Origin of the sequence: Mycobacterium sp. E2327 (genome assembly GCF_001672675.1) — a bacterium.
Taxonomy (GTDB): Bacteria; Actinomycetota; Actinomycetes; order Mycobacteriales; family Mycobacteriaceae; genus Mycobacterium.
On the sequence record NZ_LZKE01000093.1, the window covers coordinates 38,496 to 61,359 of the forward strand.

Here is a 22,864-nt window from a genome sequence, read left to right on the forward strand (position 1 = left end):
CAAGGGTTGTGGCTAGAGGTGACTCGCCACGAAACTAGCTGCCTGACTGGGCATCCCGGAATTCTGATACGACAAGTGCTCCGGGGAGAACACCTGGTCGTGCGAGGGCAGCGACAGGCCGCCCCCAGAACACACCGGATCGCCGGGCGCGCACAAGTCGATGGCCTTGGCCCCGTACCACGGGCTGGCCTCGTTCATGGGCCCTACAACCCTGTCGGCCATATTCCCGAACACGGCGACGGCGGCCACGTGGGCGGCCTCGTCGGCCGACAGCGTGTCGGCGTTGAAGCCCGCGATCGACGCTCGGGCGATGGTGATCAGATCGATCACCATCGCGCCCTGGGAATATCCGCCGAGCACCAGCTTGGTGTTGGGGCAGGTCGCGACCATGGATTGAACGTGCGCTTTCGCGTCGACGGCGCCGGCGGACGCGGACGGGGGCCAATCCTCGGTGGCCGGGTAGTTGACGGCATACACACCAAGGGACCGACCGCCGACCTGCGAACGTAGCGAGTCGATGAAAGCCTGCCCGACGCCGCCGACGCCCGGCGGCTCATCTGTGCCGCGGGCGAACGTCACGTCGACGTCGGGGCAGGGGGCGGCCGAGGCGGGGGGAGCGAGGATCGGTGCGCCAAGAAGCGGCGCCCCGGTCGTCACCACCGCGGAAACAAGCAAACGAGCCAATTGGCGTGCGTTCACGATTCCAATGCTGACATATCGGGATCGAAGCGTTCCGCCCGCATCGCACCACCGGATGGCACGCCCGGGGACTCAGTGGCCGTTGGCCGCGGAATTACTCCCGAATTTCGACCTCGATGCGTTTGGCCGCCGGCACGCCGTTGGGGACCGGCACCGAGACGGCGAGGATGCCCTTTTCGTAGGTGGCGTGGACGTCATCGACGTCGGCCCCGGCGGGCAGTGGGACGGAGCGCGCGAAGGCCCCGTAGCTGAATTCGGACCGACCGTGGGATTCGACGGCCTGGCTGCGCACGGCCTTGATGGTCAGCATCCCGTCGTGCACGGTGATGTCGATGTCCTTCGCGGGGTCGACGCCTGGGATCTCGGCGCGAACCTCGTAGCGGCCGTCGTTCAACTCGTCCTCGACCCGCAGCAGGTTGCGGTCGAAAAGCGGGCGCAGGCCCGCCAATAGGGGGGTGCCGCTGAAGAGCTCGGTGAGATCGGGCATCAGGGTTCTGGGTTGACGCTGGACCGGCAGAGTTGCCATGGATTCTCCTGAAATCGTTGCATCTCTTTCGATTTCGATCGAACCACTGTGCGGCCGCCGGTGCTAGACGGGGGCCGCCGAAGTTGCCGAGAGGTTCATTGCGCGTTCAACCGGTCGGTCCCGGACGCTGGCCAAGGTGCACAGCGGGTTTCGTTTCGGTGGAATGGACCCAATCCCTAGCCGGGACGGAGCGGCCGTTTGAGCGTGCAGACCATGCTCCATTCGAAATACAGCTCGCCGTCCTTGTCGTAGCCCTTGAAGTGGTGGGCGACCTGAGTGCGTTGCACAGAGGAGTTCACGATTTCCCAGCCCTGTTCCCCGTAAGCTTTCGACAGTTCGGCGACCTCCTCTACGACAGCTTGCAGGGACTCATTCGTGCGGTAGATGAAATTGCTCTCCCACCGCTGCGGGTACCACTGACCGTCGGATGCCAGCCACCACCCCGGCCCGGGCGAAGGGGTGCTGGTAGGAGCGCTCATGCCCGGCGATCTTAGGGCGCCGCGCGCCCGTCAAAGCGATCTCCTAGTTAATTCTGAGGTAATTCCGTCGACGTCCCGCCGGCGGTCTTCTATAAATGTTCGGCATTCCCGCGGCCCGTTGGTTTTGGAGCATCGCCGCGCGCAAATGATCTGTGATTTCGCCGCTGAATTGGGCGCAGCAATTGACGCGTGGTCTCCGCGCGGTCAGCCGACCTGCTTCAGCGTGTAGTGCGCATTCGTGCGCCTGGGGTCATCTGCGAGCCGCTTCACCTCTTGGCGGATCGGATCCACGGCGCCGCCGAATACGCCGGGGCAGCCGTCGGGGCATCGGACTTCCCACCACGAGTCCGACGGGTGTTGCGGCCACGCCGCGAGCATTCCGCCTCTCGGCTGATAGCCGATCTCGGCTGCAAACTTTCTGAGGTTGCCGACGTGGTGTTGTGCCGGGCAGAAGAGCGCTACGTCGATTCCGAGGTTGTCTGGTTCGTTCATGGCCGCCATTCTCGCCTGTCCGCGCGTCGCTGACCCCACCTTCGCGACGACCATCGGCGGCGACAGGGTGACCACGATCACGTCCCGTTGAGGCAGTTAGTCACTTGACTACACACCGTGCAGGTGGTGTAGTCAACTGACTAACACGGGCCGAGTTGGCCCCCACGACCCAAGGAGAACCGACCATGACCACAGCCCAATCGCGGGACCTCGCTGCCCCCAACGGGGCCACCTGCGTCGACGAATGGGAGAGCTTCGGGGCGGCCTTCAGGGTGTTCGACGGACCGGAGTGGCGGATTAAGCACGTCACCGACCACGGCCGATGCGCCGACATCGAGGACATAGTGGTGTCGGTCATCGGGCGGCAGTACGTGGATGGGCGCGCCGAGCGCAAGATCATCATCGACGGCGCTCACACCCCGGTCATCACGTCGAGCGAAGCGCGGAAGCTGGGCAGCGCGTTGATCGCCGCCGCAGACGCCGCTGACGGGTGACGTGATGGCCGCAAAAAAATGCCAGTGCCCCCGGCACGACTCGAACGTGCGACCTAGGGATTAGAAGGCCCTTGCTCTATCCACCTGAGCTACGGAGGCAATGTGCAGGTCAGTCTATCGAACGCGACACGCCGAAAGACTGGCTGAACGCGACGCGCCCGAAAAGTCTTCCGCCGCCGCACTTATCGGTTATGGTGTGAGACCTCGACACACGCACAACACCGGTTGATCATCAGCCGTTAACCGCAACGAAGCGTGTGCATAGCCGTCGAGGGGTGCGTTGTTATGAGCGTGGCCTTGAACTTGACTTCGCGGTGCTCGGAGGCCGGCGCGCAGGCGCTGCGACTGGCGGCCGACGCCAGGGATACGTACCGCGCGGGTGCGCTGTTGCTACGTGGCTCGCCGTTCGCGGTCGGCTGGTTTGCCGGCTGGCTCTCCACCGAATTTCCCCCGCACGTGGTGACCGGCCACGCCTTATCCCGGGTATCGCAACCCGCCATCGGCCGCGTCGGTACCTCGTGGGCCGCGCAGAAAGCCGACCAAGCCCTCACCGCCGCGCTCGTCGAGTGCTTCGGGCCGGACTTTCGTGATCTTGTTCGCCACCCGGCCTATGTCCAGCCCGAGGCTGCGCCGCGCGGCGGGCTGCTGCGCAGGCCCGGGCCGCACCGCCGGTACGCCGCGGAGACGTCCGACATCTCCTACGGTCCCGGCGGCAGCGAACACCTGCTGGACATCTGGCGGCGTCACGACCTGGCGCCCGGCCGGCGCGCACCGGTGCTGATTCAGGTCCCCGGCGGGGCGTGGTCGGTCAACGGCAAACGCCATCAGGCCTACACGCTGATGAGCCACATGGTCGAGCTCGGCTGGATCTGCGTCTCGATCAACTACAGCAAGAGCCCACGCTGCACATTTCCCACGCACCTCATCGACGTGAAGAGGGCGATCGCGTGGGTCCGCGAGAACATCGCCGACTACGGCGGTGATCCTGACTTCATCGCGATCACCGGTGGGTCGGCGGGCGGCCACCTGGCGTCGCTGGCTGCGCTCACCCCGAACAATCCGACGTTCCAGCCCGGCTTCGAGGACGCGGACACCACCGTGCAGGCCGTCGCGCCCTATTACGGCGTCTACGACTTCACCGACTTCGAGAATATGCACGAGATGATGCTGCCGTTCCTCGAGCACTTCGTACTCAAGTCCCGCTACAGCGAGAACCCTGAGCGCTTCAGGGCGGCGTCGCCGATCACCTACGCGCACAGCGAGGCTCCGCCGTTCTTCGTGCTGCACGGCGAAAAAGACGAACTGGTTCCCACCGGCCAGGCTCGGGTCTTCTGCGCAGCGCTACGGGATGCCGGGGCCGCCACGGTGGGCTACGCCGAACTCGCCAACGCGCACCACGCGTTCGACATCACCCCGACGGTGCGGTCGCGGTTGGCCGCCGGGGCCGTCGCCGACTTCCTGGGCATCGTCTACGGGGGCCGCGCCGGCTCGCTGGCGCGTTCGTTGCCGCTGTCGGCGACTTCGGCCAGCTGAGCCGGGGCCGCTTTGCTGCCTTAATGCCGACTGGATCGCGCCTTTCACCAGCGCGGCAAGCCGACTAGCGTGGGTTGGGCAATCCGGTTTGCGGGTCCCAGACAGGAGGCTTGGTCAGCGGTGACAACGTTGGCGCGTCGAGTTCGCGATCATGGCTGAGTCGGGCGAGGCCATTCAATTGGCCGACGAGCTCGGGCCGGTGGACTATCTGATGCATCGGGGGGAGGCGAACCCCCGGACCCGGTCCGGGATCATGGCGCTCGAACTCCTCGACACCACACCGGACTGGGACCGGTTCCGAACCCGATTCGAAAACGCCTCCCGGCGGGTGCGCCGGTTGCGCCAGAAGGTCGTCGTACCGACGTTGCCGACGGCGTCACCGCGCTGGGTCGTCGATCCCGACTTCAACCTCGACTTCCACGTGCGACGGGTGCGAGTGTCCGGGTCAGGCACGCTGCGCGAGGTGTTCGACTTGGCGGAGGTGATCCTGCAATCGCCGATGGACATCTCGCGGCCGCTGTGGACCGCCACGCTGGTGGAGGGCCTGGCCGACGGCCGGGCCGCGACGCTGCTGCACGTCAGCCACGCGGTCACCGACGGTGTTGGCGGCGTCGAGATGTTCGCCGAAATCTATGACCTGGAGCGGGAGCCGCCGGCCAGGCCGACGCCGCCGCAACCCGTTCCGCAGGACTTGACGCCCAATGACCTGATGCGCCAAGGCATCAACCGCCTGCCCCTGGCCATCGTCAACGGCGTCGTGGGCGCCGTGTCCGGGGCGGTGTCGGCGGCCGGCAAGGCGGTGCTGGACCCGGTTTCCACCGTCGGCGGAGTGGTCGGCTACGCCATGTCGGGCGTGCGGGTGATGAACCGCGCCGCCGAGCCGTCGCCGCTGCTGCGCCGGCGCAGCCTCGCCACCCGCACCGAAGCGATCGACATTCCGCTTTCCGACCTGCACCGGGCCGCGAAAGCCGGTGGGGGATCGATCAACGACGCCTACCTCGCCGGCCTGTCCGGTGCCCTGCGCCGCTACCACGTGGCCCTCGGCGTCCCCATCAGCACGCTGCCGATGGCCGTGCCGGTGAGCCTGCGCGCAGACGCCGACACGGCCGGCGGCAACCGCTTCACCGGCGTCAACCTGGCCGCGCCGCTGGGCACCGCCGATCCCGTCGCCCGGATGAAGAAGATCCGCGCCCAGATGACGCAGCGCCGCGACGAGCCCGCGATGAACATCATCGGTTCCATCGCCCCGGTGCTCAGCGTGCTGCCCACGCCCGTGCTGGAGGGGATCACCGGCTCGGTGATCGGGTCCGACGTGCAGGCCAGCAACGTCCCGGTCTATCCCGGCGACACCTACATCGCCGGCGCAAAGGTCTTGCGGCAGTACGGCATCGGCCCGCTGCCCGGGGTGGCGATGATGGTGGTGCTGATCTCCCGGGGCGGGTGGTGCACGATCACCGTGCGTTACGACCGGGCCTCGGTGCGAAACGAACCGCTGTTCGCCCAGTGCCTGCTGGAGGGCTTCGACGAGATCCTGGCGCTGGCGGGTGACCCGGCGCCGCGCGCGGTGCCCGCCTCCTTCACCGAGCCGGCCGTCTCCGCGCGATCGGTGGCGAGCTCATGAGCGCCTCGCAAGAGCAGGCCAAAAACGTTGGCGCGCAAAAGCAACCGGCAGGCGACATGCGGTTGCCCGGCTCGGTCGCCGAGATCATGGCCAGCCCGCCCGGACCGAAGATCGGCGCGTTTTTCGACCTGGACGGCACACTGGTCGCCGGGTTCACCGCCGTCATCCTGACTCAGGAGCGGCTGCTGCGCCGCGACATGGGGGTGGGTGAGCTGCTCAGCATGGTTCAGGCCGGCCTGAGCCACACCCTGGGGCGCATCGAGTTCGAAGACCTCATCGGTAAGGCCGCCGCTGCGCTGGCCGGGCGGCTGCTGGACGACCTGGAGGAGATCGGCGAGCGGCTCTTCGTGCAACGGATCGAGTCGCGGATCTACCCCGAGATGCGCGAGCTGGTGCGCGCACACGTGGCCCGTGGCCACACCGTGGTGCTGAGCTCGTCGGCGCTGACCATTCAGGTCAACCCGGTGGCGCGCTTCCTCGGGATCTCCAACATGCTCACCAACAAGTTCGAGACCAACGAGGACGGGATACTCACCGGCGGTGTGCAGAAGCCGATCCTGTGGGGACCGGGCAAAGCCGCTGCCGTGCAACGGTTTGCCGCCGAGCACGGCATCGACCTCAAGGACAGCTACTTCTACGCCGACGGCGACGAGGACGTCGCCCTGATGTATCTGGTCGGCAATCCACGGCCGACCAACCCCGAGGGAAAGATGGCCGCGGTGGCCAAGCGCCGCGGCTGGCCGATCCTGAGATTCGAGAGCCGGGGTCGGCTCGGCCTGCAGCGGCAGTTGCGAACGCTCGCCGGCTTCAGTTCGATGTTCCCGGTCGCCGCCGGCGCCGTCGGCATCGGCGTGCTGACCCGCAGCCGTCGGCGCGGCGTGAACTTCTTCACCTCCACCTTCTCCCAGTTGTCGCTTGCGATCGCCGGGGTGCAGCTCAACGTCATCGGCCAGGAGAACCTGACCGCGCAGCGTCCGGCGGTCTTTATCTTCAACCACCGCAACCAGGTCGACCCCGTCATCGCGGGCGCGCTGGTGCGCGACAACTGGGTCGGCGTCGGCAAGAAGGAACTGCAGAAGGACCCGATCATGGGCACGCTCGGCAAGCTGGTCGACACCGTGTTCATCGACCGGGACGATCCGGTCGCCGCGGTCGAGACGATGCACACGGTCGAGGACCGGGCCCGCAACGGGCTCTCCATCGTGATCGCCCCGGAGGGCACCCGGGTCGACACCACCGAAGTGGGGCCGTTCAAGAAGGGGCCCTTCCGCATCGCGATGGCGGTGGGAATCCCGATCGTCCCCATCGTCATCCGCAACGCCGAGATCGTCGCCGCGCGAAACTCCACCGTCATCAACCCCGGCACGGTCGACGTCGCGGTATTCCCGCCAATTCCCGTCGACGACTGGACCGTTGAGAAGCTGCCCGACCACATCGCCGAGGTGCGTCAGCTCTACCTGGACACGCTGGCCAACTGGCCTGTCGACGAACTGCCCGAGGTCGATCTGTACGCCGAGAAGAAGGCGGCGAAAAAGGCCCAGGCGCCGGCGAAGAAGGCGGCCGCCAAGAAGGCTGCCGCGAAAAAGGCGCCCGCCAAAACGGCCGCCGCGAAAAAGGCCGCCGCGAAAAAGGCTGCGCCCAAGGCAAAGCCGGCGAAGGCGAACCCGAACGAGTCTCAGGTGGCGCTCAAAGACGGTGAGGCGCAACAGCCCAGCGGGCGGGGAACCGTCAGCGGGGAGTCGCCGGGTTCCGCGCCGAGAGGGCGGCAGTGACCAAACCGGCCGCGGATATCAGCGCCGTCGTCGCCGCACAAGACTCGCTGATATTGGCGTCCATGGCCTCTCCGGTCGAGCGGGAGTTGGTCATGGCGTGGGTGGATCAGGAGCGTGCCGGCAACCCCGACGCGACGTTCGAGGTATTGGCGCTGCCCGAAGAAAACGCTCCGCCCACGGCGCTACCCGAGCTGGTTGAGCGGCTCGAGTCCGAATCCAACGACGACCGCTCGGTCGTTCCGGTGCGGGTGTTCTGGCTGCCGGCCGCCAATCGCGGTCGGGTCGCCAAGCTCGCCGGGCTGCTCCCGGGCCAGGATCCATACCACCCCAACCCACGTCAGCAGCGGCACATCATCCGCAATGACCCGCTACGCGCGCGGGTGGTGGCCGGCGAGCCGGCGAAGGTCTCCGAATTGCGCCAGCAGTGGCGCGACACCACCGTCGGCGAAGACAGACACGACTTCGCGCACTTCGTCACCCGTCGGGCCATCTTGGCGCTGGAACGCGCCGAATACCGGATCCTGGGGCCGCAGTACAAGTCGCCGCGGCTGGTCAAGCCAGAGATCTTGGCCTCCACACGTTTTCGCGCCGGCCTGAAAAAGATCCCGGGCGCCACCGTCGAGGAAGCCGGCAAGATGCTCGACGAACTGTCCACCGGGTGGAGCCGGGTGTCCGTCGACCTGGTCGGGGTCCTGGGCAGGGCGCTCAGCCGCGGATTCGACCCCCAGATCGACTATGACGAGTACCAGGTGGCCGCGATGCGTACCGCGCTGGAAACCCATCCCGCCGTGCTGCTGTTTTCGCACCGCTCCTACATCGACGGCGCGGTGGTGCCGGTGGCGATGCAGGAGAACCGGTTACCTCCGGTGCACGTGTTCGCCGGCATCAACCTGTCCTTCGGGGTGATGGGTCCGCTGTTGCGCCGTGCCGGGACGATCTTCATCCGCCGCAACATCGGCGACGACCCGCTCTACAAGTACGTCCTGCGCGAATACGTCGGCTACATCGTCGAGAAGCGGTTCAACCTGAGCTGGTCGATCGAGGGCACCCGCTCGCGCACCGGAAAGATGTTGCCGCCCAAGCTCGGTCTGCTGTCGTACGTCGCCGACGCGTACCTGGACGGCCGCAGCGAAGACATCCTGTTGCAGCCGGTGTCGATCGGCTTCGACCAGCTGCACGAAACCGCCGAGTACGCCGCGTATGCCCGCGGGGGCGAGAAGACACCGGAGGGCGTCGTCTGGCTCTATAACTTCATCAAGGCGCAGGGCGAGCGTAACTACGGCAAGATCTACGTGCGCTTCCCGGAAGCGGTCTCGATGCGGCAGTACCTCGGTCCGCCGCACGGGGCACGCGCGCTGGATGAGGACGCCAAACGGCTTGCGCTGCAGAAGATGTCGTTTCAGGTTGCGTGGCGGATCCTGCAGGCGACCCCGGTAACGGCGACGGGTTTGGTGTGCGCGCTGCTGCTCACCACGCGGGGCGCGGCGTTGACGCTCGGCCAACTGCACCACACCCTGCAGGACTCGCTGGATTATCTGGAGCGCAAGCAGACCCCGATGTCCACGAGCGCCCTGCGGCTGCGCCGGCGCGACGGAGTGCTCGCCGCGGTCGACACGCTGTCCAACGGACACCCGATCACCCGCGTGGACGGCGGCCGCGAGCCGGTGTGGCGAATCGCGCCCGAGCAGCAGCACGCCGCGGCGTTCTACCGAAACTCCTTGATCCACGCCTTTTTAGAGACCTCGATCGTCGAGCTGGCGCTGGCGCACGCCCGGCGCGTCACCGACCCTGACGGCGACCGCGTCGCCGCGTTCTGGGCGCAGGCGATGCGGTTGCGGGATCTGCTGAAGTTCGATTTCTATTTCGCCGACTCGGCGGCGTTCCGGGACCACATCGCCGAAGAGATGGCGTGGCACGACGACTGGGAAGCGCACGTCACCGCCGGCGGCGACGAAATCCACGCGATGCTGTTCGCCAAGCGTCCGTTGATGGCGGAAGCCATGTTGCGGGTGTTCTTCGAGGCGTACGAGATCGTCGCCGACGTGTTGCGCGACGCGCCGGCCGACGTCGGGCCCAAGGAGCTGACCGAGTCGGCGCTCGGGGTGGGCCGGCAATACGTGGCACAGACCAGGGTCCATAGCAGCGAATCGGTATCGACGCTGCTGTTCGCCACCGCGTATCAGGTCGTCGTCGACCAAGATCTGATCGCGCCGGCCCCCGACCTCGCCGAACGGCGGACCGCTTTCCGCCGAGAGCTGCGCAACATCCTCGAGGATTCCGAGTACGTCGGCCGGATCGCCCGCGAGCAGTTCATCGCCCGCGAGGCCCGCGCGCGCCGGGAGCGGCTGGACGGCCAAGCTCGGTAGTCGGCAGCGCCCAATACGCTGGGTGCATGACCGTTGACCGGCCGGTGGCCACCCGCGCGGCGCGGGTGTGGCCGGTGTTGATCGGCGTCGCGGTGCTGGCGGGCTGCACGGCCGCGGGGATCGGGGCGCTCTCGTTGGCGGGCGCGCTGACCGCGACGGGATTGCCCGACCCCGGCCCGGCCACCACGCTGGGGCTGCCGTTCGTCCGGGCGGTGGGGGAGATCGCCGCGGTGCTGGCCGTCGGGTCGTTCCTGTTCGCGGCGTTTCTGGTGCCGCCGCAGGGCAGCGGCGTCCTCGATGTCGGTGGCTATCGCGCGCTTCGCCTCGGGACGGTCGCGTCGGGGGTTTGGGCGGTGTGCGCCGCCCTGCTCGTCCCGCTGACCATCTCCGACGTCTCCGGTCACCGCTTGGGCGACCTCGACCCCGGCACCATCTGGTCGCTGGCCGGCTTGGTCAACACCGCCTCGGCCTGGCGCTGGACCGCCATCCTGGCCGCGCTCGTCACCGTGGCGAGCGTGTCGGTGCTGCGCTGGTCGTGGACGCCGCTGCTGCTGGCCGCATCGTTGGTGACGCTGGTTCCGCTCGGGCTGACCGGTCATTCGTCGGCCGGTGGTTCGCACGACTTCGCCACCAACAGCCTGCTGATCCACCTCGTCGCCGCCAGCGTGTGGGCCGGCGGCCTGCTCGCCTTGCTCGCCCACGGGCTGCGCGGCGGTGACTACCTGGGCCTGGCGGCACGACGGTTCTCGACGGTCGCGCTGTGGTGCTGGGTGGCGATGGCGCTCAGCGGAGTGGTCAACGCCCTGGTGCGGGTGCTGCCGTCCGACCTGTTGACGACCGGGTACGGGCGGCTGGTCGTCGCGAAATTCGTCGCGCTGTGCGCGCTGGGCACACTCGGCTGGCGCCAGCGACGCTCGGGAGCGGTTGCGCTGCAAGGCGATCCGACTCCACCGCGAGCACGCCGGCTCCTGATCAGGCTGGCGCTGATCGAGGCCGCGGTGTTCGGCCTGACGTTCGGCATCGCCGTCGGGTTGGGCCGCACCGCGCCGCCGCCGCCCCCGGCCCGGCTGCCCACCATCCCGGAGGCCGAGATCGGCTACGACTTCGATGGACCTCCCACCGCGGTGCGCATCCTGCTCGACTGGCGCTTCGACCTCATCTTCGGCACCGCCGCGATCGTGTTCGCCGCGCTGTACGTGGCCGCCGTGCTGAGGTTGCGCCGCCGCGGCGATCACTGGCCGCCGGGGCGAACGGTGTCCTGGCTGCTGGGCTGCCTGACCTTGCTATTCGTGACCTCGTCGGGTGTCGGTCGCTACATGCCGGCGATGTTCAGCATGCACATGGTCGCGCACATGGGCCTGTCGATGCTGGTCCCGATCCTGCTGGTGCTGGGCGCCCCGGTCACCCTGGCGCTGCGGGCGCTGCCCGCCGCCGGCGGCGACGACCCGCCCGGCATGCGGGAGTGGCTGCTGGCCGCGCTGCACAGTCGCTATTCGCGATTCGTCACCAACCCGATCGTCGCCACAGTGCTCTTCGTCGCCGGTTTTTACGGCCTGTACCTCTCGAACCTGTTCGACACCGCGGTCAGCAGTCACGCCGGGCACCTGGCGATGAACGTGCACTTCCTGGTCAGCGGCTATGTGTTCTATTGGATCGTCATCGGGGTTGACCCGACTCCGCGTCCGATCCCGCCGCTGGCCAAGGTCGGCGTGGTGTTCGCATCCCTGCCGCTGCACGCGTTCTTCGGGGTGGTGCTGATGGGCACCCGAAAGGTGCTCGGCGCCGACTACTACCGATCGCTCGGGCTGCCCTGGCACACCGACCTGATCGGCGACCAGCATTTGGGTGGCGGAATCGCCTGGGCCGCAGGCGAAGTGCCGCTGGTGATCGTGATGATCGCGCTGCTGGTGCAGTGGGCGCGCAGCGACAAGCGCACCGCGCGGCGGCTGGACCGCGCGGCCGAGCTGGACGACGACGCCGAGTTGGCTGCCTACAACGCGATGCTGGCCGAGCTGGCGCGGGGCGAAACGCCCGGGCGTAGCGAAAGTCCGCGAGCGTAACGACACTGCGAAATCGCGTGCGAATTTTCGCAGTGTCGTTACGCTCGCGGGCCCTGACGAGATCGCGTGGCATCCGCCCGGCTAGCTGTAGCGATATCGGGCCTGCAGGATCTGCAGGTCATCGCCGACAACCCGGTAGACCAGTCGGTGGTCCTGGGTAATCCGTCGAGACCAAGCGCCGACGAGGCCGTATTTCAACGGTTCCGGCTTGCCGATGCCTTCCTGCGGCGACCGACAAGCGTCGGCGATGAGCGTGTTGATCCGCTTGAGCACCGCACGGTCGGCGGTCTGCCAGTGTAGGTAGTCCTCCCAGGCCTGAGGCGAGAAGACGATATTCACTCGGCGAGATCGGCCCGGATTCCGCGACCCCGATCCAGTGCGTCAGCCGCGTCGAGAAGCCGGCGGGCGTTCGCCGGGGACTGGAACAGGTACGCCGTCTCCTGCCACGCTTCCCAGTCGTCCGCGGACATCAGCACGGCGCGACCCGCCTTCGACGTGATCTCAACCGGCATCCGGTCGGCGTTCACCTTCTCAATCAAAGGAAACAGATTCTTGCGCGCCTCGCTCGCAGTGATCGCCACCGGGACCCTCCTTGCTAGTGGTACAAGATATGGTACCAGTAGCCAGTCCACAGGATCGTCTACCTTCTACTAGCGAGTGAAACCAACCCGCGCGTCGACCTCGTGATCGAGGCCGAAGACCTGCACAGGGTCTGTCTTTCCTTTCAGGACATGGCGTCCCCGGTCGATGAGCCCGGCCGGTCGAGACTCCAATGCGTCGACGCATTGCTGGGTGAGAAGAATTGCGTCTCCGGTGGTTTTTGTGAGCTGTTCGACGCGGGCAGCGACGTTGACGGTGTCACCGATCAGGGTGAACTCGAGCTTGCCGCCGCCGCCAATAGTGCCAGCGATCACCGCACCCGTGTTGATCCCGATGCCGATCTGCAGGGTCTCGCCGAATCGCTCAGCGACAAGACGGTGAATCAGGACAGCGGCGCTCACGGCGGCGTCGGCGTGATCCGCGAGGTCATTGGGGGCGGCGAAGACCGCCAGAGCCCCATCACCGAGGAACTTGTTGACATGCCCCCCTGCGTCCATGACAGCCGGCACCATGATTTCGAACAGCGCGTTGAGGCGAGAGACAGTGTTTTCAGGCGTGTTCGCCTCGGCGAACGGGGTGAAGTCGCGAACGTCAACGAACATCACTGTCACCTCGCGCCGCTCGCCGGTGAACACGTCATCACCCTGTTCGAGCAGCCGCGCCGCGAGGGCGGGGCCAACGTAGGTGCCAAATGCGGCCTGAAGGCGTTGCCGCTCAGCCAAACCGGCCTGCATGCGGTTGAACGATGCCGCCAGCGCACCGAGGTCGTCATCCTGCACCACCGGCACCCGTTGGCGGTAGTCGCCGGCCGCAACACGTTTGGTTGCTTCGGTGAGCTCACGAATGGGTCGCAAGGACGGCGAGAAGGAGGCGCCGACGGTCATCGGCACCCCGAAGACAAGGGTTAGCGCGCATCCGATCACCACGGAGGCTACGGGGACCTCACTAACCCGATTGAATACAGCCGCCACGATCGCCCCTCCAACCGCGAAGACGAACGAGACCGCGACCACTAGCATGTCCGACCAAACGGCGAACGTCGGGCGGGAGCGCGGCAGCGAATCACCGATGCTCATGTCACCGGCGATGGCGATCCTGGCAGGTCGTAGTGCGGCTTCCGCGAAGCTGTGCACTGCTATCACCTGTATGCCAGCGCCGTAGGCGGCGCCAAGAATTCCGTACTGGATCAACCGTGACCATGTCGCCCCCACAGCCGCACCGACAACAACCAATATCACCGTCAGCGCAACGGCATTGCTCACCAAGGCTCGGGCAACCGTCCGCCGAGCCCAGGTATACGTGGCCTCCAGTGCCTTCGCTCGATCGACCTCAACGCCCGCTGCGCACTGCTCCGCAAGGCGGATGTCTCCAAGGCCGGGAAGTAACGTCACATACACCGGCAGCAGCAGGCCGACAGCCGTGATGGCCGCCGCTTCGAGGTAGCGATCCGACTTCTCTAACGCAACAACGGCAAACGGCGGAACAAGGTAGACGGGCAGCAAGAATTGGAAGACGATCGCCCAAAGCGCCCATGAGTACCGCGACCCATACCTGTCCCACACAAACTGCCACAAGCGACCCATGCCAGCGAGATTAAACGTCCGCCAAGTTAACGACTTCAGTAAACCTGGAAGTGTTGACGATTCCGCGGACAGCGCCAGAGACGATCTGAGATGTGCGCAGATGTTGGGTGCGGCGGGCGGCACCTATCGCTGCTTTCAATCTCAGGAAACGACGCAATATTTCGGACGCCCGGCTCGGCCAAGTGATCCCAGCCAAGCAGCCTGGTAGTGGTCTTGAAATCCCCAATCCGGACAAAACGGGGAACTATCCACAGTCACGGTTTTTTTCACACGGGCAGCGGGTGCGAGCGGTATTGCGCCGGGTCCGTCGGTAGTGCCGGGGTCAATGGTCACCACAGAGCGAAATGCAATCGAGAAAGGGAATTGAGCCCATGTTTGAAACACCGCTTACGGTCGTCGGCCACATCGTCAACAACCCCGAACGCCGACAGGTCGGCACCCAGGAGGTCATCAAGTTCCGCGTGGCCAGCAACTCCCGGCGGCGCACGGCCGACGGAGGCTGGGAGTCGGGCAACTCGCTGTTCATCAACGTCAATTGCTGGGGCAAGTTGGTCACCGGCGTGGGTGCCGCGCTGGGCAAGGGCGCGCCGGTGATCGTGGTGGGCCACGTGTACACCAGCGAGTACGAGGACCGCGACGGCAATCGCCGTTCATCGCTCGAGATGCGGGCGACATCCGTCGGGCCGGACGTGTCGCGCGCGATCGTGCGCATCGAGAGGCCGGGCTACACCGGGCCGACGCCCGCGGACGCCGCGCCGTCGACGGCGGGAGGGACGGATGCCGCTGGTGAGGAGACCGATGCCGACGACGGCGTCGAGCCCGACGATTCGGCAGCGCTGCCGCTGACGGCTTAGCTGCGGGATCGGCGCCGCCGCGCGATGCCTAGGATGGTCCGCGAGATCTCTCTCAAAGACCAGAAAGGCAAAACCGCGGCATGGCTGAGTTCATCTACACGATGAAGAAGGTCCGCAAGGCGCACGGCGACAAGGTGATCCTGGACGACGTCACGTTGAGCTTCTTCCCAGGGGCCAAGATCGGTGTCGTCGGCCCCAACGGCGCCGGCAAGTCGAGCGTCTTGCGGATCATGGCCGGCCTGGACAAGCCCAACAACGGCGAGGCGTTCCTGGCCACCGGCGCCAGCGTCGGCATCCTGCAGCAGGAGCCGCCGCTGAACGAGGAGAAGACGGTCCGCGGCAACGTCGAAGAGGGCCTGGGCGACATCAAGGTCAAGCTCGACCGCTTCAACGAGGTGGCCGAACTGATGGCCACCGACTACTCCGACGAGCTGATGGAGGAGATGGGGCGGCTGCAGGAGGAGCTGGACCACGCCGACGCGTGGGACCTCGACTCCCAGCTGGAGCAGGCGATGGACGCGCTGCGCTGCCCGCCGCCCGACGAGCCGGTCACCAACCTGTCCGGCGGGGAGCGGCGCCGCGTCGCGCTGTGCAAGCTGCTGCTGTCCAAACCGGACCTGCTGTTGCTCGACGAGCCGACCAACCACCTGGACGCCGAGAGCGTGCAGTGGCTCGAACAGCACTTGGCCGCGTACGCGGGGGCGATCCTCGCGGTGACCCACGACCGCTACTTCCTGGACAACGTCGCCGAGTGGATCCTCGAGCTCGACCGCGGCCGCGCCTACCCCTACGAGGGCAACTACTCGACCTATCTGGAGAAGAAGGCCGAGCGGATCGCCGTGCAGGGCCGCAAGGACGCCAAGCTGCAGAAGCGGCTGACCGAGGAGCTGGCCTGGGTCCGCTCCGGCGCCAAGGCGCGCCAGGCCAAGAGCAAGGCACGCCTGCAGCGCTACGAAGAGATGGCCGCCGAGGCGGAGAAGACGCGCAAGCTCGACTTCGAGGAGATCCAGATCCCGGTGGGGCCGCGGCTGGGCAACGTGGTCGTCGAGGTCGACCACCTCGACAAGGGCTACGACGGGCGCACCCTGATCAAGGACCTGTCGTTCACGCTGCCGCGCAACGGCATCGTCGGCGTCATCGGCCCCAACGGGGTCGGCAAGACCACGTTGTTCAAGACCATCGTCGGCCTCGAGCAGCCGGACAGCGGCACGGTCAAGGTCGGCGAGACCGTCAAGCTCAGCTACGTGGACCAGACCCGCGCCGGCATCGATCCCAAGAAGACGGTGTGGGAAGTGGTCTCCGACGGGCTGGACTACATCGAGGTCGGGCAGAACGAGATCCCGTCGCGGGCCTATGTGTCGGCGTTCGGTTTCAAGGGGCCAGACCAGCAGAAGCCGGCGGGCGTGCTGTCCGGCGGTGAGCGCAACCGGCTGAACCTGGCGCTCACGTTGAAGGAGGGCGGCAACCTCATCCTGCTGGACGAGCCGACCAACGACCTCGACGTCGAGACTCTGAGCTCGCTGGAGAACGCGCTGGAGAAGTTCCCCGGCTGCGCGGTGGTGATCAGCCACGACCGCTGGTTCCTCGACCGCACGTGCACGCACATCCTGGCGTGGGAAGGCGACGAGGACAACGAGGCCAAGTGGTTCTGGTTCGAGGGCAACTTCGGCGCGTACGAGGAGAACAAGGTGGAACGCCTCGGAGTCGACGCCGCCAGGCCGCACCGAGTGACCCACCGCAAGCTGACGCGCGACTAGTGTCAGGGCTGCCGGCGCCCCGCGGGAAAGCGGGGTACCGGTGGGCAATGGCGTCCGTCGCGAGTTGGGAGCAATCGGCATGACGATCGATCCCGGTGCTAGGCAGGATCTCAAGCCGTGGACCACGTTCACCACGAGTGACGACATCCCCGACTGGATCGCGAACGCCTACATCGAGAGCTACCGCGGTCCCCGCGGCGACGAACCGGGAGCCCTGGACGCCGGCGTACCCGGTCCCGTCGACCCCGCGGCCATGGTGACCCCCGCCATGCTGCGCGCGCACTATCGCCTGGCCGAGTGCCGATCGCAGGGCAAGAGCTGTGTCTGCGTGCACCCGGCCGACGATCCCGACGGATTCGGGCCCGCCCTGCAGGTCGTCACCGACCACGGCAGCATGCTGTTGGACTCCGTCACGGTGCTGCTGCACCGGCTGGGAGTCGCCTACGCGGGCATCATGACCCCGGTGTTCGACGTGCACCGCGACTCGGCCGGCGAGCTGCTCAGCGTCGAACCGAAACTGCCCGGCAAGTCGCAATACGACGGCGAGGCGTGGATCTACGTCCCGCTGTCGCCGTCCGTCGACAGCAAGGTCCTCGCCGAGGTGGAACGGCTGCTGCCCAAGGTGCTTGCCGACGTCGAGCAGGTCGCCACTGACGCCGCCTCGATGATCAGCGCCCTGAGCGAGCTGGCCGAGGCCGTCCAGACCAACGCCGATGACCGATTTTCGGCGCCGGACCGCGAGGACGTCGCCCAGCTGCTGCGCTGGCTGGGCAACGGAAACTTCCTGCTGCTGGGCTATCAACGCGCGCGGGTGCACGACAACGTGGTCTCCGCCGACGGCGCAACCGGCCTCGGGGTCCTGCGCACCCGCACCGGTTCGCGCCCGCGACTGACCGACGAGGACCACCTGCTGGTCCTGGCCCAATCCGTGGTCGGCAGCTACCTGCGCTACGGCGCCTACCCGTACGCGATCGCGGTTCGCGAATACGCGGACGACGGCCAGGGCGGCAGGGCGGTCTTCGAGCACCGCTTCGTCGGACTTTTCACGGTCGCCGCCATGAACGCCGACGTCCTGGACATCCCGACGGTCTCGAGCCGGGTCCGCGAGGCGCTCGCGATGGCCGACGGCGACCCCATCCACCCGGGCCAGTTGCTGCTCGACGTCATCCAGACCGTCCCGCGCTCGGAGCTGTTCACGCTCAGCGCCGAACGGCTCCTGACGATGGCCAAAGCGGTGGTGGACCTGGGATCGCAGCGGCGCGCCTTGCTGTTCCTGCGCGCCGACCGCCTGCAGTACTTCGTCTCCTGCCTGGTCTATGTGCCCCGCGATCGCTACACCACCCCGGTGCGCCTGCAGATCGAGGACATCCTGGTCCACGAATTCGGCGGTACACGACTGGAGTTCACCGCGCGCGTCAGCGAATCACCTTGGGCGCTCATGCATTTCATGGTCCGGCTGCCCGAGAACACCCCGACCGTCGACGTGTCGGAAGCCAACCGCGTCCGGATCCAGGGGCTGCTCAGCGAAGCCGCGCGAACCTGGGGTGACCGCCTGATCGCCGCCGCGGCCGAGGTCTCCGCCGGGCCCGTCTCGCACGCCGACGCCGAGCACTACGCCGCCGCCTTCTCCGAGGTCTACAAGCAGGCCGTCACGCCCGACGACGCCATCGAGCACATCGCGATCATCAAAGAGCTGTCCGATGATTCGGTCAAGCTGGTGTTATCCGACCGCGGCGAGGACGCGGCCGCCCAGCTGACCTGGTTCGTCGGCGGTCACACCGCCTCGTTGAGCCAGCTGTTGCCGATGTTGCAGAGCATGGGCGTCGTGGTGCTCGAGGAGCGCCCGTTCACCGTCACGCGGCAGGACGGGCTGGCGGTGTGGATCTACCAGTTCAAGATCCAGCCGCACCCGACGATCCCGCTGGCGACGACGGCGGCCGAACGGGAGTCCACCGCGGAGCGATTTGCCGACGCCGTCACCGCCATCTGGCAGGGGCGCGTCGAGATCGACCGGTTCAACGAGCTGGTGATGCGCGCGCGGCTGACCTGGCAGCAGGTCGTGCTGCTGCGCGCCTACGCGAAATACCTTCGGCAGGCCGGCTTTCCGTACAGCCAGTCCCACATCGAATCGGTGCTGAGCGAGCATCCGTCGACCGTGCGGTCCCTTGTCACCCTGTTCGAGGCGCTCTTCGATCCGCGGGCGTCCGCTGCCAAGGGGTCGCCGACCGGTCGCGACGCGCAAGCGGCCGCCGCCGCGGTCGCCGCGGACATCGACGCCGTGGTGGGCCTGGACACCGACCGCATCCTGCGCGCGTTCGCGTCGCTGGTGCAGGCCACGCTGCGGACCAACTACTTCGTCACCCGCGAGGGATCCGCCCGCGCCCGTAATGTGTTGGCGCTCAAGCTGGATGCCCAGCTGATCGACGAACTTCCGCTGCCGCGACCGAAATTCGAGATCTTCGTGTACTCGCCGCGGGTGGAGGGCGTGCACCTGCGGTTCGGCCCGGTGGCGCGCGGGGGCCTGCGCTGGTCCGACCGCCGCGACGACTTCCGCACCGAGATCCTGGGTTTGGTCAAGGCGCAGGCGGTGAAAAACGCCGTCATCGTGCCGGTCGGGGCCAAGGGCGGATTCGTCGTCAAGCGGCCGCCACTGCCGTCGGGCGAGGCCGCCGCCGACCGCGACGCCACCCGCGCCGAGGGCGTCACCTGCTATCAGCTGTTCATCTCCGGCCTGCTCGACGTCACCGACAACGTCGACCACGCAACGAAAAAGGTCAGCCCGCCCCCCGAGGTGATCCGCCGGGACGGGGACGACGCCTACCTAGTGGTGGCCGCCGACAAGGGCACCGCGACGTTCTCCGACATCGCCAACGACGTCGCCAAGTCCTACGGGTTCTGGCTGGGCGACGCGTTCGCGTCCGGCGGGTCGGTGGGCTACGACCACAAGGCCATGGGCATCACCGCCAAGGGCGCCTGGGAGGCCGTCAAACGCCATTTCCGTGAGATGGGCGTCGACACCCAGACCGAGGACTTCACCGTCGTCGGCGTCGGCGACATGAGCGGCGACGTGTTCGGCAACGGCATGCTGCTGAGCAAGCACATCAAGCTGCTCGCCGCCTTCGATCACCGGCACGTCTTCTTGGACCCGGACCCCGACCCGGCGGCGTCGTGGCAGGAACGGCGGCGGATGTTCGACCTGCCGCGGTCCAGCTGGGACGACTACGACAAGTCGCTGATCAGTGAGGGCGGCGGGGTATACAACCGCGACCAGAAGGCCATCCCCATCAGCCCGCAGGTCCGCGAGGCGCTGGGCATCGACAGCGACGACGTCACCGAGATGTCCCCGCCCAACCTGATCAGGGCGATCCTGCAGGCGCCCGTCGACCTGTTGTTCAACGGCGGCATCGGCACCTACATCAAGGCCGAATCCGAGTCCGACGCCGACGTCGGCGACCGCGCCAACGATCCGGTGCGCGTGAACGCAAATCAGGTGCGCGCCAAGGTCATTGGCGAAGGCGGCAACCTGGGGGTGACCGCGCTGGGCCGCGTCGAATTCGATCTGTCGGGCGGGCGGATCAACACCGACGCGATGGACAACTCCGCCGGCGTGGACTGTTCGGACCACGAGGTCAACATCAAGATCCTGATCGACTCGCTGGTCACCGCGGGCAAGGTCAAGGCCGAGGAGCGCAAGGAGCTGCTGGAGTCGATGACCGACGAGGTCGGGCGGCTGGTGCTGCTCGACAACGAGGACCAGAACGACCTGATCGGCACCAGCCGCGCCAACGCGGCCAGCCTGCTGCCCGTGCACGCGATGCAGATCAAATACCTCGAAGACCGCGGCATAAACCGCGAGCTGGAGGCGCTGCCGTCGGAGAAGGAGATCCACCGGCGCATCGATGTCGGCATCGGGCTCACCTCTCCCGAGCTGTGCACGCTGATGGCCCACGTCAAGCTGGCGCTCAAGGAGGAGATGCTCACCACCGAACTGCCCGAGCAGGACGTCTTCGCATCCCGGCTGCCGCAATACTTTCCGACGCAGCTGCGCGAGCGGTTCACCCCGGAGATCCGCGGCCACCAGCTGCGCCGGGAGATCGTCACCACCATGCTGATCAACGACCTGGTGGACGCCGCGGGCATCAGCTACGCGTTCCGGATCACCGAGGACGTCGGCGTCGGGCCGATCGACGCGGTGCGCACCTACGTCGCCACCGACGCCATCTTCGGCGTGAGCGAGATCTGGCGGCAGATCCGCGCGGCGAGCGTGCCCGTCGCGCTGTCCGACCGGCTCACGCTGGACACCCGACGGCTGATCGACCGCGCCGGACGCTGGCTGCTCAACTACCGCCCGCAGCCGTTGGCCGTCGGCGCCGAGATCAACCGGTTCGCCGCGAAGGTCAAGGAGCTGACGCCGCGGATGTCGGAGTGGCTGCGTGGCGACGACAAGGCCATCGTCGAAAAGGAAGCCGCCGAATTCGCCTCGCAGGGCGCACCGGAGGACTTGTCCTACATGGTGGCCGCCGGCCTGTACCGCTACAGCCTGCTCGACATCATCGACGTCGCGGACATCACCGAAATGGACAGCGCCGAAGTCGCCGACACCTATTTCGCGCTGATGGACCACCTGGGCACCGACGGCCTGCTGACGGCGGTTTCGGAGTTACCCCGCCACGATCGCTGGCAATCGTTGGCGCGCTTGGCGATTCGCGACGACATCTACGCGTCGCTGCGATCGCTGTGCTTCGACGTGCTGGCCGTCGGCGAGCCCGACGAAAGCGGTGAAGAGAAGATCGGCGAGTGGGAACACATCAGCGCGTCCCGGGTGGAGCGGGCCCGTCGCACGCTGAGCGAGATCCAGGAAAGCGGGGCAAAGGATCTCGCGACACTGTCGGTGGCCGCCCGGCAGATCCGCCGGATGACCCGCACCAGCGGCAGGGGATCGTCGAGTTGAGCGTTGGCTTCGTCGCACCGGTGCCCGTGCGCTGGTCGGACATCGACATGTACCAGCACGTCAACCATGCCACCATGGTCACCATCCTCGAAGAGGCGCGGGTGCTGTTCCTCAAGGAACCCTTCGCCGCCGACGTGACGACCATCGGGCTGCTGATCGCCGACGTGCGCGTCACCTACAAGAGTCAGCTGCGCCTGGCCGATTCGCCTCTGCAGGTGACGATTTGGACCAAACAGCACCGGACGGTCGACTTCACGCTCGGCTACGAGGTGCGCTCGGTCAACGCCGACCCGGCCTCCAAGCCCGCCGTCATCGCCGAGACGCAACTGGCCGCCGTCCACATCGAGGAGCAGCGGCTGTTTCGGCTTTCGCCCCAGCATCGGGAGTATCTGCAACGGTGGCTCAGGGAGTAAGCGGGGTAGCCGAGCGAGGTGTGTGGTTGCGTGACGCCACCCACCGCGGGGATCTCGCCACGTTCGTCGATCACGCGATGCGCCTCGACGACGCCGCGGTCATCCGGCTGCGGGCCCGATCCGCCGGGCTGCTGACCGCCTGGGTGGCAACCGGATTCGACGTGCTCGCGAGCCGGGTGGTGGTCGGCCGGGTGCGGCCCGACGATTTGTCCGTCGCGGCACACGGGCTGGCACGCGGCCTTTCGGCGATGGACGCCGAGGGCTACGTCGATCCCGGCTACGCGATGGACTCCGCGTGGCGGGGGGCCCTGCCCCCCGAATCCGGTTTCACCCACCTCGACGACGTACCCGCCCGGGTGATGCTGGACCTCGCGCAGCGCGGCGCGCAACTTGCCAAGGAGCACGGCAGCTCTCATGGCCCCCCGGTGTCGCTGCTCGACCAGGAGGTCATCCGGGTCAGCTCTGCCGACCTCAGCGTCGGCCTTCCGATGCGCTGCGTGTTCGCCTTGACCGCAATGGGTTTCCTGCCCCAATCACCCGATGCGATCGGCGCCGACGAGATGGTCCGGGTCCGGATCCTGCCGAACTGGCTGCGGATCGACGCCAAGTTCGGCTCGGTGTACCGGCGCCGCACGCACGCGGCGCTGGTGCTGCACTGACGGGC

The 22,864-nt window shown here is 67.2% G+C and carries 18 protein-coding genes and 1 tRNA gene; 11 read left to right on the forward strand and 8 right to left on the reverse strand.

What is annotated here, in order from left to right:
- Positions 1-12: 12 nt before the first annotated feature.
- The 4 genes from A5712_RS09910 to A5712_RS09925 form a co-directional block, all read right to left on the reverse strand.
- On the reverse strand, positions 13-699 hold the full coding sequence (locus A5712_RS09910; RefSeq protein WP_197519359.1) for a cutinase family protein: 687 nt from the start codon (positions 697-699) through the stop codon (positions 13-15).
- 94 nt (positions 700-793) lie between these two features.
- On the reverse strand, positions 794-1,225 hold the full coding sequence (locus tag A5712_RS09915; protein ID WP_068103981.1) for an Hsp20/alpha crystallin family protein: 432 nt from the start codon (positions 1,223-1,225) through the stop codon (positions 794-796).
- 176 nt (positions 1,226-1,401) lie between these two features.
- Positions 1,402-1,704: a hypothetical protein gene (locus A5712_RS09920; RefSeq protein ID WP_068103984.1), complete on the reverse strand. Its 303-nt coding sequence runs from the start codon at positions 1,702-1,704 to the stop codon at positions 1,402-1,404.
- 204 nt (positions 1,705-1,908) lie between these two features.
- On the reverse strand, positions 1,909-2,196 hold the full coding sequence (locus A5712_RS09925) for a hypothetical protein (protein ID WP_156766502.1): 288 nt from the start codon (positions 2,194-2,196) through the stop codon (positions 1,909-1,911).
- Positions 2,197-2,381: 185 nt separating this feature from the next.
- Between A5712_RS09925 and A5712_RS09930 the strand changes: the two genes are divergently transcribed.
- Positions 2,382-2,690: a hypothetical protein gene (locus tag A5712_RS09930; RefSeq protein WP_068103988.1), complete on the forward strand. Its 309-nt coding sequence runs from the start codon at positions 2,382-2,384 to the stop codon at positions 2,688-2,690.
- A 25-nt stretch (positions 2,691-2,715) separates the two neighbouring features.
- Here A5712_RS09930 and A5712_RS09935 read toward each other — a convergent pair.
- Positions 2,716-2,789: transfer RNA gene (locus tag A5712_RS09935), tRNA-Arg, on the reverse strand.
- Between the two features lie 186 nt (positions 2,790-2,975).
- On the opposite strand from A5712_RS09935, the gene A5712_RS09940 reads away from it, so the two are divergent.
- The 5 genes from A5712_RS09940 (at position 2,976) to A5712_RS09960 (ending at position 12,042) form a co-directional block, all read left to right on the forward strand.
- Positions 2,976-4,223, forward strand: a complete 1,248-nt coding sequence (locus A5712_RS09940; protein WP_068103990.1) for an alpha/beta hydrolase — start codon at positions 2,976-2,978, stop codon at positions 4,221-4,223.
- Between the two features lie 151 nt (positions 4,224-4,374).
- A complete protein-coding gene (locus A5712_RS09945) occupies positions 4,375-5,844 on the forward strand; it encodes a wax ester/triacylglycerol synthase family O-acyltransferase (protein ID WP_068103992.1) in 1,470 nt (489 codons plus the stop codon).
- Entirely contained in the window at positions 5,841-7,616 is a 1,776-nt protein-coding gene (locus A5712_RS09950; protein WP_068103994.1) for an HAD-IB family hydrolase/lysophospholipid acyltransferase family protein, read from the forward strand. Before A5712_RS09945 ends, A5712_RS09950 begins: the two co-directional genes overlap by 4 nt.
- Positions 7,613-9,982, forward strand: coding sequence for a glycerol-3-phosphate 1-O-acyltransferase (locus tag A5712_RS09955; RefSeq protein WP_068103996.1), 2,370 nt, complete (start codon positions 7,613-7,615; stop codon positions 9,980-9,982). The genes A5712_RS09950 and A5712_RS09955 overlap by 4 nt, the downstream gene beginning before the upstream one ends.
- A gap of 26 nt (positions 9,983-10,008) precedes the next feature.
- Entirely contained in the window at positions 10,009-12,042 is a 2,034-nt protein-coding gene (locus A5712_RS09960) for a cytochrome c oxidase assembly protein (RefSeq protein ID WP_068104001.1), read from the forward strand.
- A gap of 81 nt (positions 12,043-12,123) precedes the next feature.
- On the opposite strand, the gene A5712_RS09965 is transcribed toward A5712_RS09960, so the two are convergent.
- The 3 genes from A5712_RS09965 to A5712_RS09975 form a co-directional block, all read right to left on the reverse strand.
- The gene (locus A5712_RS09965; RefSeq protein ID WP_068104002.1) at positions 12,124-12,381 is read right to left on the reverse strand and encodes a Txe/YoeB family addiction module toxin; all 258 of its coding nucleotides are present in this window, start codon (positions 12,379-12,381) and stop codon (positions 12,124-12,126) included.
- A complete protein-coding gene (locus tag A5712_RS09970; RefSeq protein WP_068104003.1) occupies positions 12,378-12,623 on the reverse strand; it encodes a type II toxin-antitoxin system Phd/YefM family antitoxin in 246 nt (81 codons plus the stop codon). The genes A5712_RS09965 and A5712_RS09970 overlap by 4 nt, the downstream gene beginning before the upstream one ends.
- Before the next feature lie 69 nt (positions 12,624-12,692).
- On the reverse strand, positions 12,693-14,225 hold the full coding sequence (locus A5712_RS09975) for an adenylate/guanylate cyclase domain-containing protein (RefSeq protein ID WP_068104006.1): 1,533 nt from the start codon (positions 14,223-14,225) through the stop codon (positions 12,693-12,695).
- Positions 14,226-14,596: 371 nt separating this feature from the next.
- Between A5712_RS09975 and A5712_RS09980 the strand changes: the two genes are divergently transcribed.
- From A5712_RS09980 to A5712_RS10000, 5 genes are all read left to right on the forward strand, one after another.
- A complete protein-coding gene (locus tag A5712_RS09980) occupies positions 14,597-15,079 on the forward strand; it encodes a single-stranded DNA-binding protein (RefSeq protein WP_068104008.1) in 483 nt (160 codons plus the stop codon).
- Between the two features lie 80 nt (positions 15,080-15,159).
- The gene (gene ettA / locus A5712_RS09985) at positions 15,160-16,836 is read left to right on the forward strand and encodes an energy-dependent translational throttle protein EttA (protein ID WP_068104010.1); all 1,677 of its coding nucleotides are present in this window, start codon (positions 15,160-15,162) and stop codon (positions 16,834-16,836) included.
- A gap of 79 nt (positions 16,837-16,915) precedes the next feature.
- A complete protein-coding gene (locus A5712_RS09990) occupies positions 16,916-21,787 on the forward strand; it encodes an NAD-glutamate dehydrogenase (RefSeq protein WP_068104012.1) in 4,872 nt (1,623 codons plus the stop codon).
- A complete protein-coding gene (locus tag A5712_RS09995; protein ID WP_068104014.1) occupies positions 21,784-22,200 on the forward strand; it encodes a thioesterase family protein in 417 nt (138 codons plus the stop codon). The genes A5712_RS09990 and A5712_RS09995 overlap by 4 nt, the downstream gene beginning before the upstream one ends.
- Entirely contained in the window at positions 22,185-22,859 is a 675-nt protein-coding gene (locus tag A5712_RS10000; protein WP_068104016.1) for a hypothetical protein, read from the forward strand. The genes A5712_RS09995 and A5712_RS10000 overlap by 16 nt, the downstream gene beginning before the upstream one ends.
- Positions 22,860-22,864 lie beyond the last annotated feature (5 nt).

Coding starts and splice junctions, on each gene's coding strand:
- A5712_RS09915 (WP_068103981.1), bottom strand. CDS start 1,225: ATGGCAACTCTGCCGGTCCAGCGTCAACCCAGAACCCTGATGCCCGAT.
- A5712_RS09920 (WP_068103984.1), bottom strand. CDS start 1,704: ATGAGCGCTCCTACCAGCACCCCTTCGCCCGGGCCGGGGTGGTGGCTG.
- A5712_RS09925 (WP_156766502.1), bottom strand. CDS start 2,196: ATGAACGAACCAGACAACCTCGGAATCGACGTAGCGCTCTTCTGCCCG.
- A5712_RS09930 (WP_068103988.1), top strand. CDS start 2,382: ATGACCACAGCCCAATCGCGGGACCTCGCTGCCCCCAACGGGGCCACC.
- A5712_RS09940 (WP_068103990.1), top strand. CDS start 2,976: ATGAGCGTGGCCTTGAACTTGACTTCGCGGTGCTCGGAGGCCGGCGCG.
- A5712_RS09945 (WP_068103992.1), top strand. CDS start 4,375: ATGGCTGAGTCGGGCGAGGCCATTCAATTGGCCGACGAGCTCGGGCCG.
- A5712_RS09950 (WP_068103994.1), top strand. CDS start 5,841: ATGAGCGCCTCGCAAGAGCAGGCCAAAAACGTTGGCGCGCAAAAGCAA.
- A5712_RS09960 (WP_068104001.1), top strand. CDS start 10,009: ATGACCGTTGACCGGCCGGTGGCCACCCGCGCGGCGCGGGTGTGGCCG.
- A5712_RS09975 (WP_068104006.1), bottom strand. CDS start 14,225: ATGGGTCGCTTGTGGCAGTTTGTGTGGGACAGGTATGGGTCGCGGTAC.
- A5712_RS09980 (WP_068104008.1), top strand. CDS start 14,597: ATGTTTGAAACACCGCTTACGGTCGTCGGCCACATCGTCAACAACCCC.
- ettA (WP_068104010.1), top strand. CDS start 15,160: ATGGCTGAGTTCATCTACACGATGAAGAAGGTCCGCAAGGCGCACGGC.
- A5712_RS09990 (WP_068104012.1), top strand. CDS start 16,916: ATGACGATCGATCCCGGTGCTAGGCAGGATCTCAAGCCGTGGACCACG.